The 10,537-nt window shown below is 63.3% G+C and carries 10 protein-coding genes and 2 pseudogenes; 9 read left to right on the forward strand and 3 right to left on the reverse strand.

Annotation, left to right across the window (positions count from 1 at the left end):
- Positions 1-719 (forward strand): TCP-1/cpn60 chaperonin family protein (locus GSE44_RS24400; protein WP_328799105.1); only part of this gene is annotated, 719 nt, incomplete at its 5' end.
- 153 nt (positions 720-872) lie between these two features.
- Here GSE44_RS24400 and GSE44_RS24405 read toward each other — a convergent pair.
- Both GSE44_RS24405 and GSE44_RS24410 read right to left on the reverse strand, forming a co-directional pair.
- Positions 873-1,220 carry a DUF1488 family protein gene (locus GSE44_RS24405; protein ID WP_159351434.1) on the reverse strand — a complete coding sequence of 116 codons (348 nt, stop codon included), beginning with the start codon at positions 1,218-1,220 and terminating at the stop codon, positions 873-875.
- A 942-nt stretch (positions 1,221-2,162) separates the two neighbouring features.
- Positions 2,163-2,639 carry a hypothetical protein gene (locus GSE44_RS24410; RefSeq protein ID WP_159351435.1) on the reverse strand — a complete coding sequence of 159 codons (477 nt, stop codon included), beginning with the start codon at positions 2,637-2,639 and terminating at the stop codon, positions 2,163-2,165.
- A gap of 263 nt (positions 2,640-2,902) precedes the next feature.
- Between GSE44_RS24410 and GSE44_RS24415 the strand changes: the two genes are divergently transcribed.
- Positions 2,903-3,154, forward strand: coding sequence for a hypothetical protein (locus GSE44_RS24415; protein ID WP_159351436.1), 252 nt, complete (start codon positions 2,903-2,905; stop codon positions 3,152-3,154).
- A 379-nt stretch (positions 3,155-3,533) separates the two neighbouring features.
- Here GSE44_RS24415 and GSE44_RS24420 read toward each other — a convergent pair whose 3' ends face one another.
- Positions 3,534-4,058, reverse strand: coding sequence for a hypothetical protein (locus tag GSE44_RS24420; RefSeq protein ID WP_159351437.1), 525 nt, complete (start codon positions 4,056-4,058; stop codon positions 3,534-3,536).
- 313 nt (positions 4,059-4,371) lie between these two features.
- Here GSE44_RS24420 and GSE44_RS24425 point away from each other — a divergent pair, with 313 nt between their 5' ends.
- The 7 genes and pseudogenes from GSE44_RS24425 to GSE44_RS24450 all read left to right on the forward strand — a co-directional run.
- Complete coding sequence (locus tag GSE44_RS24425) at positions 4,372-4,575, forward strand: cold-shock protein (RefSeq protein ID WP_159351438.1); 204 nt, start codon at positions 4,372-4,374, stop codon at positions 4,573-4,575.
- 188 nt (positions 4,576-4,763) lie between these two features.
- Positions 4,764-5,119: pseudogene (locus GSE44_RS26025) on the forward strand (transposase); the annotation flags it as partial.
- 695 nt (positions 5,120-5,814) lie between these two features.
- Positions 5,815-7,296: a sensor histidine kinase gene (locus GSE44_RS24430; protein ID WP_159351439.1), complete on the forward strand. Its 1,482-nt coding sequence runs from the start codon at positions 5,815-5,817 to the stop codon at positions 7,294-7,296.
- Between the two features lie 33 nt (positions 7,297-7,329).
- Positions 7,330-7,746, forward strand: coding sequence for a response regulator (locus GSE44_RS24435; RefSeq protein ID WP_201306236.1), 417 nt, complete (start codon positions 7,330-7,332; stop codon positions 7,744-7,746).
- Between the two features lie 404 nt (positions 7,747-8,150).
- Complete coding sequence (locus tag GSE44_RS24440) at positions 8,151-8,606, forward strand: DUF2934 domain-containing protein (RefSeq protein ID WP_159351440.1); 456 nt, start codon at positions 8,151-8,153, stop codon at positions 8,604-8,606.
- A gap of 54 nt (positions 8,607-8,660) precedes the next feature.
- A pseudogene (locus tag GSE44_RS24445) lies at positions 8,661-9,230 on the forward strand (transposase).
- A gap of 500 nt (positions 9,231-9,730) precedes the next feature.
- Positions 9,731-10,537: ISAzo13 family transposase (locus GSE44_RS24450; protein WP_159351441.1), on the forward strand; the 807-nt coding region annotated here is incomplete at its 3' end.

The raw sequence follows: 10,537 nt of genomic DNA on the forward strand, positions 1-10,537 counted from the left end.
TCAAGCTCGAGACCGTGACGCTTAACCAGCTCGGCCGTGCGAAGAACATTCGCATCGAGAAGGAGAACACCACGATCATCGACGGCGCCGGCGAGAAGGAGGCCATCCAGGGCCGCGTCGAGCAGATCAAGGCGCAGATCGAGGAGACCACCTCGGACTACGACCGCGAGAAGCTGCAGGAGCGCCTGGCGAAGCTGGCTGGCGGCGTGGCCGTCATCCGCGTCGGCGGTTCCTCCGAGGTCGAGGTAAAGGAGCGCAAGGATCGCGTCGACGACGCGCTGCATGCAACCCGCGCCGCGGTCGAGGAAGGCATCGTTCCGGGTGGTGGCGTGGCCCTGCTGCGCGCCAGCCTGATCCTTTCGAAACTGAACCCCGCAAACGCCGATCAGAAGTACGGGGTTGAGATCGTCCGTCGCGCAATCCAGACGCCGCTGCGGCAGATCGCTGAGAACGCCGGCGAGGATGGCGCGGTGATCTCCGGCAAGGTGCTCGAGAATACTGACTACGCCTGGGGTTTTGACGCGCAAGGCGGCGTTCATAAGAACCTCGTCGAGGCTGGCGTGATTGACCCAACGAAGGTCGTCCGGGCAGCCCTGCAGCATGCGGCCTCCGTGGCCGGGTTGCTGATTACCACGGAGGCCATGGTGGCCGAGCACGTGGAGAGGAGCGGGCAGTCCGGACGCGGCATGAGCGGTAACGAGGCCGACGCCGGCTACTAGGCCAGGCCCGCAAGACCGGTTCCGCACAAGGCGCGGAGCAGCCCAATACGAAAGGCCTCGGCCGGACTTCGCCGGCCGAGGCTTGAAGCAAGTGCTTGTGTCCTTCAACCACAGACGGAGCAGGTTCCAGAGGACCTCCCCGCCAGGGTCCAACTAGGACGCGCGACGCATCGTCCAGGAGCTGCTACCGAAGACTGGTACGCCTTGCTCTGCCGGCACGCGCCGCAGGTCATCGGACGTAAGCAGCACAGGGCCGGGAAAGTCGCCCGGCATGGCGGAAAGCTTCAGCTTCGCGGCAGTATCAATTAGGCTGCGAAACCGATCGAAGGAACGGCGGCGCATCGTGTCGGTCGAAGGCGCAGCCAAGTCGGACACTGCTTCGAGCGCCTCATCCGAGACTGCGCAGACGATGCGTCGCGTCCGGTCGCGCACTTCGAACCGCACGCGTGGCAGTTCCTGCTCAGCCAATGTGGCCTGGGGCTTAAGGGGCGGGCGCGTCAACGGCTCGTTCCAGTCGGCTTCGTGGTCACCCTGGGTGGGGATAGAAAGGAGGTTGCCGCCACCGTGGCCGGCTTCTTCACCGATTTCGGCTTCTTGGTCTCCCGGCTGCTTCGCTTCTGACCTTTGGCCATCTTGTTCTCCAATCAGATCTGAGGGACGCAGTGGATCATCACCTGAACGTCAGGTCGTATTTGCCTGATCGAGTTGATCCGGCTTCCGAGAGGCGCGCTTCGGCGCAGTTCTGTCATCATCAACGGTGCAAGCAGGGCGCGTTGGAACCGGCCAGGCACGGCCTGGAGGCTCGCGATGCCTATCCAGCCGCCACGCCGGGCAGTCCCTGCAGCGGCACCTGTCACAGACCTGCGGCGCACGCTGGAGCAGGAAGGGACACGTCGGCCTGCCGAGTAGAGCTGCAGACAACAGTGAAATTCGCCAACTGTGGGCATCGGGTGCGTCTCTCCTAGGGAGGTCGCGACGCATGCATCTTACATGTCGGCCAGCAGCTCATTACATGGGTGTGGGATCGCGCCGGAACAAGGCTGCCAGAGCGCACGCCAACGCTCCTCGCGAACGCGGTCGCAGCTAGCCACCCGATCCGAGCCACATCTCTGGAATTTCCGAAATGGACAACGACCAAGGGCCGCCGGAAGCAGGCGAAGCCAGAACGGCGCAGCTGCTGAGGCAAGAGGCCGCTCGCCGAGCTGCATCTCCCAGCTCGGGAGCTTCACCGACTGCACTCGAAGCCACGCTTGCCAGCATATCTGACGAGGTGACGGCTGAGGCCGTCGAGCGGCGGGCTGACGCAAAGAAGAAGCTCGGGTAGTTCGCCCGGGCGTTCGGTGGCGTCTGAAGCGATTTCCGGCCGGCACGCCCGCGGATGCGCTCGATCACTGCCCCTTGGCTCGAAGGCAGCACAGCCTACCCCGCCCTTGCTGCAGGTGCTCAGGGAGAGGTTGGTGGCTCGCTCGCTCCGATAGAGAAGGCGCTGCCATGAGGCACTGTCTCTTGCTCACCGCCCAGTGACAGCATTGTCGCACCAACGGCAACCGCCAGCAGGGTCAGCAAGACCGCCCGTGGCCAAGACATCTGAAAACCATTCAGCGCGAGCTTTGCTGCGGGAACAGTAGGTAGGTCTTGGTGCTTCGGCAGAAGAGCGACCAAGCGCGTGGCGATCGCGTTCGCATCTGGAGGCGGCCAGGGGCTGCCCGGCACAGTGGCAATGATCTTGGCCAGCCTGTCCACTGCGGCGGCCTTCGGCAGTGCCGCCAGCTGTCCCGCCTGCTGCCAGGGATCATGTCCGAGGCGCGCAAGGATCGAGAGGACGCTCAGCGTCATTCCGTTGGATTCAACGCCGACATTGGCGAACAAGAACCTGTTGAGCTCTGATTGGCCTAGGGCGAATGCATCGGGTTGAGACACGGTGTTGCCTCGAAAGGAAGTTCAACCTCTACTTGGCCATGCGTTCCCCGTTATGTAAGGCGCTCGTTAGGCAGCGGTGCGATGATTAGGGGGAGAACCCAAGCGCCTCAGGCTGCTCACAATCGTCCTCAGGTCATGAGGGCGTCAGTGAAAATGGCCGTAGGATCCGCTGCGCATGGATGGCTGGTGAGACCTGCCGCGTAGCCTTCTGGGCCGAGTCAGCATAGCTTGCGCACCACTCTATCAGCGAGGAAGCCCAAAGCGTGCCGAAGACGATTTACACCGTGCATCAAGCCGGTTCGGAGTGGACGATCAGCGAAGGTGGGAAGGCCTATGGCGGCTATAAGTCAGAGGCCGGAGCGATCAAGGCCGCCGTCGCAGTGGCTTCAAAGCTGGGCCTCAACGGTAATGAGACTTTCGTCGTGCTGCAAAAAGCGGATGGAACATCGAAGCCGATTTTCGCATCGGATCCGGAACCGCCGACAATCGACAGCATGATGGACGCTGAGCGTTAACCATTTGCGATGATGGAAATGGTGCCACCTGTCTCGATAACGCCTTCCGGAGCCGTGTCGCCGTGTACCAACCCAAGCATAGAGCTTGGCATTCTGAAATCAGTGCGGCCTTTGGACTGCAGGAGGTCAGGGGGCGTCACGGTGGTAAAATGAGTACAAAATAGCCGCTCATGCGGAGCAGCCCTTCATAGAACCAGCTGCCTCGCCAAGCATCAATTCGCATCCGGCTGGGGGCTTGGCCGCTAATGGCACGGCCGAGCACCATGATGAGATCCGCGGCGCTATCGATCTTTTGCTCCGGCCGAGGCTCGGGCGGGTAGAAATTGCCGCGGCCGTCGTGGTGCCCGGCCACATTGCCGAGACACCACTCAAGCATGGGTCAGAGTTTGCGCTGCGCCAAATGCTCTTGCGTCGGAGCACCCTCGGCGAGCATCAGCACTTCTTGCTCCCAAAGCCCTCGTTCGAACTTGATCACCTTCAGTTCGGCCGCGTCCCATTCGATGCTCAGCACCTTTTCGTTGTGCCAAATATCCATCCCGTTCGGGAGCATCCGGTGAGCTTCTGTCTCGCCTTGAGCCTTGGCATAGGCCGGCGCGTCGGAAAGCAATGGCTCTGGGCTCAAAGCCGTCCGGAGCGCAAATCGGAATGAACCCGCGTTCCACATGAACTGAGACGTAGGGCCAACGGGTTGGACATGTCCCTTCGCTCGCACGAGCGGCTCAACGTGATCGCGGATAACAGCCGCCGCGCATGCTTCTTCGCTAGCCATGATGGTCTTTGCCTGAGCTTTGAAGCCGGTGGGTTCTCGGAGCCCGGCTTGGGCAAGCATAGCTGGTTCAATGCATCCGGTGGAGAAATTCGAGGAGGAACCGTCAGCCCTCGCGGCGCGGTCATTATCGCTCATTGGACTGGTTGCTGGATCGCTGACCGCCTCGGCTCGCAAGCTGTGCTCGATGAGGTAGACGATTTTGGGCGCTGAGCTGGGAGTTCCGTCATGTCAATGCTTGGCCGGAAGCGCCGCCACCTGATGCTGAAGGACTAGACAATAAGACTTGCATGAAAGGAAAATACTTCTCATATTACGCGAGTCAGGTTCGTTGTTTCGGTGTGCTCCCCCTGCCCTTCCATTTGGGTGCCGGGTCTGTTTTCGTTCCAAAGTGAAGATGATCCTTTGCGCAATACTGTGCATGGGTATTCCGTTTTGATCGGAATCAGTCATGTCTATCGGCACCGTTAAGTGGTTCAACACGACCAAGGGCTACGGCTTCATTCAGCCTGAGGACGGCACCAGCGACGTCTTCCTGCACATCTCTGACGTTCAGCGGGCTGGCATGGACGTCCGTGAGGGCGACAAGCTCGAGTACGATGTGCAGAGCGGTCAGCAGGGCAAGCTCTCAGCCGGCAATTTGCGCCAGGCCTAAGGGCCGAGCGGCGGGCTCCGTCGCTCCATAGATCACCATAGCAGCGCAAGCGTTGCGATGGGCTTCGGGCCCCGGCTGGAGAGATCCAGCCGGGGCTCGTTGCGTCAGGAGGTCGGCAGTTGTGCAGCTGGATCAGTGCCGGCCCTGATGCGCGACAGCGGCGCTAATCAGCGCAATACGCGGAATGGATCCTGTTCAAGGCCAAGAAGGCGCTGCGGGGTAAGCTGACGGCGGTGCAGCTGGCGGCCAAGCACGGCATCCATCACACGATGGTCGGCAATTGGAGGCGGCAGGCCTTGGGGGGGGATGGCCGGGGTGTTATCTGGCCAGACGGCAGCGCAGGAGGCGGCAAAGTCGACGGAGGCCGAGGTGGAGAAGCTGCACGCCAAGGTTGGGCAACTCCTGGTGGAACGGGACTTTTGTCGGAAGCGTCCGTACGATGAGCGTGGAGCGACGACGGCAGATGAGCGAGCCCGATCACCCGCCGCTGCCGATGGTTCGGCAGTGCGAGTTGGTCTCGCTCAGCCGCTCGGGGTTCTACTACCGGCACAGGGCGAAACGCCGCTGAACCTGGCTGATGCGGTTGATCTACGCGCAGTATGGAGAGATTGGCGGCCTAACGAAAACCAGAGCCTAGCTTAACCAGGCCGCCAAACTGTCCGGCCGATGGGGACCACCTCAGGCAAGGAAGCTGAAGCTGACCGAGTGCCAAGGTGAGGTGCCGCGGCAGGACGTTCACCTTGCGGTGGGACACCTGTTCCGCGATCGGCGGCTCCGTCTCGGCTGGATCGAGAACGTCAACGTCCTGAGCCTGTGGCGCCAAGTTCATGCGGAGCAAGGAACTGTCAGGCAGATCCAATCGGTCAGTCAGCGGATCCATGGCAGCGTTCGCGTCGCACAACCTCTGCAATCGGCCCTCGCCGGAACGCTCGCCGTGGTACGAAGGGCCATCTGGAGCGAGCAAACTTTCGTGGTGTTCCGGCAGTTAGTCTAAACCGCGAAATTCCCGCCAGCCCTTCGTGAGGGCTTCGCTTATGCTCTCTGCCTCGCCGCCTGAATGGCCAAAGTCCAGTTAGGATGGGGTAAGAGGGCCATCGAGCGACCATTGGCGGTCATACTTTAGAACCCGTCGCACGTTGATGCATATGGCTAGGGTGCCGAATGGCACCTGAGATGCCGCTCCCCCTGATGTCAGAAGGTCGTTTCAGAGCGGGGAGTTGTGATGCCGAGTTCGGGGGGATGTTGAATCGACAGCAGGTGCTCGCCGACTTCGGCGACTTCGCCTTGCGCTCAGAGGATCTTGAAGGGGTGCTTGCCGAGGCCTGCCGCCTGGTGGGCGAGGCGCTCGGAACCGGCCGGGCCAAGGTCCTGGAGATCCAGCACGAGGAGCAATCGCTATGGGTGCGCGCCGCGGTCGGCTGGGCTCCTGGCATCGTGGGTCACCTGCGCCTGCCCATGCAGGAGCACTCGTCCGAGACCTTCGCGATCAAGGCCGCCAAGCCGGTCGTGACGCGGGACATCGCTAAGGAGGCGCGTTACGACGTCCCGCTGTTCATGAAGGAGGCCGGCGCGGTCGCGCTGGCGAATGTCCCTATCTTCCTCCCCGGCGGGCGACCCTATGGCTTGCTCGAGGTGGATGATGTCCGACCGCGCGACTTCGATGAGGAGGACACGCAGTTCCTGCGGACCTACGCCGCCATTCTCGGCCCAGCCATCGGCCGGCTGCTTATGGCTGGCGCCCTTCGCTCAACTGAGGAGCGCTTCCGCCTCACCGTGGAAGCGGTACTCGACTACGCCATCTTCCTCACCGACCCGCAGGACCGGATCACCGACTGGCTGCCCGGGGCTCAGGCCGTCTTTGGCTGGACGGCAGAGGAGGCAGTCGGGCAGCCCGGCGCCATCATCTTCACACCTGAGGATCGGGAGAGCCGCCAGGACGAATGGGAGTTCGAGTTGGCGCGCAAAGAGGGTGTTGCGCCGGATGTCCGCTGGCACCTTCGCAAGGACGGCGGGCGCGTCTTCATCGAGGGTTCCATCCGCGCGCTGCGCGACCCCAGCGGCACGCTGCTTGGCTTCTTGAAGATCGGCCAGGACGTCACTGAGCGCCGCCGGACAGAGGAGCAGCTGCGCGAAAACGCCGCCCGGCTGGAGGTGCTGGTTGCCGAGTTGCAGCATCGCAGCCGCAACCTTCTCGGCGTGGTGGCCGCGGTCGCCTCCAAGACGCTGGGTGAGGGTGAGGCCGTCGAGGCCTACCACGCCCGGCTCAAGGCGCTCAGCCGGGCACAGGGCCTGCTCAGCCAGTTCGGTAGCGACACCGCCGAGATTGGCGCGCTGGTTCAGGCCGAGCTTGCGGCCCATGTGGAGGCGAGGCCTCCGAAGGTGCTGGTCTCCGGCCCGGAGGTGCACCTCACCTCCCAGCAGGTGCAGAACTTCACCCTGGCCTTGCACGAGCTGACCACCAATGCCGTGAAGTATGGGGCCCTGCGGGAAGGCGCGGGGCGGCTCGCCATCAGCTGGGCGGTAAGTCGAAATGAGAAGGGCCGCCGCCTTGCGCTGACCTGGGCAGAGAGCGGTGTTGACCTGCAGCCCGAGAATATGGCGCGGCGCGGCTATGGTCGCGAGCTGATTGAGCGGGGGCTGTCCTATGCGCTCCGCGGCCGGACCGAATACGTGCTGGGCGAGGGCGGCGTCCGCTGCCGCATTGAGTTGCCGATCAACTGACCCAGACTACGATGACGGCCAGAAAGTTCTGTCATGTCCATCGCCCCAGCCCGCATGCGAGGTTTGATGCCCGAAGCCACACGACCGCTGGTCGGCCGCCGGATCCTCCTCGTCGAGGATGAGTATCTGATCGTCGTCGAGCTGGAGCGATGGCTGTCGGGAGCGGGAGCCGAGGTCCTTGGACCTGTGTCCAGTGTGGAGCAGGCTCTTGAGCTCATCGAGAATGAGGCCAGCGGGCTCGACGGTGCGGTGCTGGACATCAATTTGGGCGGCGGTGATACGGTCTACCCGGTGGCGGACCGGCTCAATGAGCTTGACGTGCCTTATCTGTTCGCCACGGGCGACCTGCGGATCTGCGGCCATCCGGCGCACCGGGAGCACCCGCTGCTGGCGAAGCCCATCTCGCGGGCGGAGCTGGTCACAGCGGTCGAGAAACTCTTGGAGTCTTAGCCCTGTGCTAGCCCGCCGTGGCCTAGAGAGGTTTGCTCCACAGTTCTGGCGCTCAACCGCACGCCAAGTGCGGCCGGGCCTTGTGGACGGATTCCGGAGAGTTGAACTCGGGCTGGCTTCCCTGACTTGCTGACCGGAAATTCATTGTGGGCCGCTTCCGGGGAGCCCGACCGTGGTGACAAGGATGATGGAGCAGGGCTGGGCGGTGGTGCTGGAAGTATTCCGGGCGGCTCGCTCCGGCTTGTGGTGTCTACTCACCATGCTTACTTCCTCGGCAGCTCCGCAGGTTCAGACTGCCCGATGTCGTCCAGCAGGATCAGCTTTCAACTGCGGCTCCCGCCGCACACACTGTGACACGATAGGTCGATAACCGCGGGCGGTACAGTTGGGAAAGGAACAGTGTAATGGCAGAGCGTCTGGTGGACGTATTAGACAGCCATGGAATGGTCATTCACACCTACCCCATCACACTCGATAAGTCGGGTGGAGATGTCAGCGATGCTGAATACGAGGCCAAGGCGTTGGAGGCGGCTGCTCATGGACAGTTGGTCCCTGATGCTGAACTCGGAAGCTTAACCGCTCGGATGCACCTCAGCCGGGGAGGCCCGATGCAACCCTACGGTGACGAGATAAGCACCACGTCAGAAACAAAACTTGGCTTGGAACAGGCCGTCCGCGAACGCGCCTATTTTCTTTGGGAACAGGAAGGCCGTCTAGAAGGGCGAGCGGACGAATACTGGCATCGTGCTCTCGACCAGCATCTCCGTGAGCGTGCCTACGTGTTATGGCAGCAGGAGGGGAGTCCCGAAGGGGGTGCCGATGAATACTGGCACCGGCTACGTGAGTTCCAAACTCGCTAAGTGACTGTTTGAGAATGTCTGGGCATGGCTCGGGCGGGGTGATTCAAGCTCGAGATGTGGCCCCGAGAGACATGTGGGCGGATGGCCGAGCTTGCCCGCAAGACGAAGCGCTCCCCGTCTGACCTGACGGACGAGGAGTGGGCGCGGATTGAACCGCTGCTGCCGCGCCCCGTGCGGCGGGGCCGCCAGCCCTCGGTGGACCTGCGCGAGGTGTGGAACACCATTCGCCACCTGGCCCGGAGCGCCGGGGGCTGCCGGTCCACTTCGGGCCTTGGCAGACAGTGTACTGGTGGTTTCGGCGTTTCGTCCGGCGCCTGCTGTTCCGGACCATCCGCCGCCACTGGCCGTGGCTGAAGCACCTCTTCGCGAATGCGGGCCATGACCGGACGAAGCTGATGGACAAGGCCACGTTTCTCGATCTCGTCGTCGAGATCGTCCGCAGGTCCGACCCGAAGGCCGGGTTCCCGGGGTCCTCCCGCGCCGCCGGGTGGTGGAGAGAACCTTCGGCTGGATGATCCGCTGGCGCCGCCTCGTCCGGGACTACGAGCGACGCCCGATCTATCCGAGGCCACGATCCATGTCGCCATGGGCGCCCTCCTCCTGCGAAGGGTCGCCCATCGCTGATTCCTCAAACAGTCACTAAGTGCCCTCCCGCCCCACATCTGCTGCGCATGGGGAACTCGACCACAGGCAGGCCGTCGGCGGCGAGGGACTGGCGCATCTGCCGCGCCTGCCAGGGGTCAAAGGCAAAGCTCTTGATCCGGAACCATGCGACCAAGCTACGGAGGTCCTTCTCAACCGTCTGCATGTCGGTTTCATTGCCCGGGGTGACGATCAGCCGACTCTTCGCAGGCAGCCCGGATAGGAGGGGTACCGTGCATCCAGTACCACTGCCTCGTTCAGGTAGCAGCGGTCGAGGACATCGTAGTGCGGTTTGCCGTCAGCCTCACAGGAGCGAAACACCAGCGCCAGCGCAGCCAGATCGATGGCCGCCGCCACGTTCACTGGTCGAGGCGCTCTGGTCGAGAGAGGCACTAAGGGCTCGTCAGGCAATAACGGAATCGGGTTGAGCGGGGGTGTTCGACAGGATTCCTGTATCGTTGGCGATCCCATAGCCTGTTGGGATGATCGATCCCAAGGTAATCCGAGCGCGGTTTGCACTGCTGTCACCGCATCTGAATGAGCGGGCGCGCCGGTTGTTGGCGGCGAGCGAGGCGCGTGCGGCCGGGTATGGCGGCATCGCGGCGGTGTCGCGGGCGACCGGGATTGCGGCCAGCACGATCGGCCGCGGCTTGCTGGAACTGGACAGCGTTGTGCCGCCGGAAGCTGGACGGGTGCGCCGTCCGGGTGGCGGACGTAAGCCCCTGGCGATGACGGAGGCGACGCTGGTGGGCGATTTGTTGGCGCTGGTGTCGCTGAGCGAGCGGGGCGACCCGATGTCGCTGCTGCGCTGGACCTGCAAGGGCCTGCGCCGCCTGGCGGCAGAATTGGCGGAACGTGGCCATCGGATCAGCCACACCGTGGTCGGCGAGGTGCTGAAGCAGCAGAAGTTCAGCTTGCAGGGCAACCGCAAGACCCGCGAGGGCGGCAGCCATCCAGACCGCGACGCGCAGTTCGCCCATATCAACGACAGTGTGACCCGGGCGCTGGCCGAGCAGCAGCCGGTGATTTCCGTCGACACGAAGAAGAAGGAACTGGTCGGCGACTTCAAGAACGCCGGACGCGAATGGCGCCCACGAGGCGAGCCGGAGGAAGTCCGCGTGCATGACTTCCTCATCAAGGAGCTGGGGCGGGCGGTGCCCTGTGGCATCTACGATCTCGCCGCCAATGCGGGTTGGGTCAGTGTCGGCATGGACCATGACACCGCGGCCTTCGCGGTCCAGACGATCCGCCGCTTGTGGCACGACACCGGCAGCCTACGCTATCCGAAC

It is taken from the genome of Muricoccus harenae, assembly GCF_009848505.1.
Lineage (GTDB): Bacteria > Pseudomonadota > Alphaproteobacteria > Acetobacterales > Acetobacteraceae > Roseomonas > Roseomonas harenae.

Coding starts and splice junctions, on each gene's coding strand:
- GSE44_RS24420 (WP_159351437.1), bottom strand. CDS start 4,058: ATGAGCGATAATGACCGCGCCGCGAGGGCTGACGGTTCCTCCTCGAAT.
- GSE44_RS24425 (WP_159351438.1), top strand. CDS start 4,372: ATGTCTATCGGCACCGTTAAGTGGTTCAACACGACCAAGGGCTACGGC.
- GSE44_RS24430 (WP_159351439.1), top strand. CDS start 5,815: ATGTTGAATCGACAGCAGGTGCTCGCCGACTTCGGCGACTTCGCCTTG.
- GSE44_RS24435 (WP_201306236.1), top strand. CDS start 7,330: ATGTCCATCGCCCCAGCCCGCATGCGAGGTTTGATGCCCGAAGCCACA.
- GSE44_RS24440 (WP_159351440.1), top strand. CDS start 8,151: ATGGCAGAGCGTCTGGTGGACGTATTAGACAGCCATGGAATGGTCATT.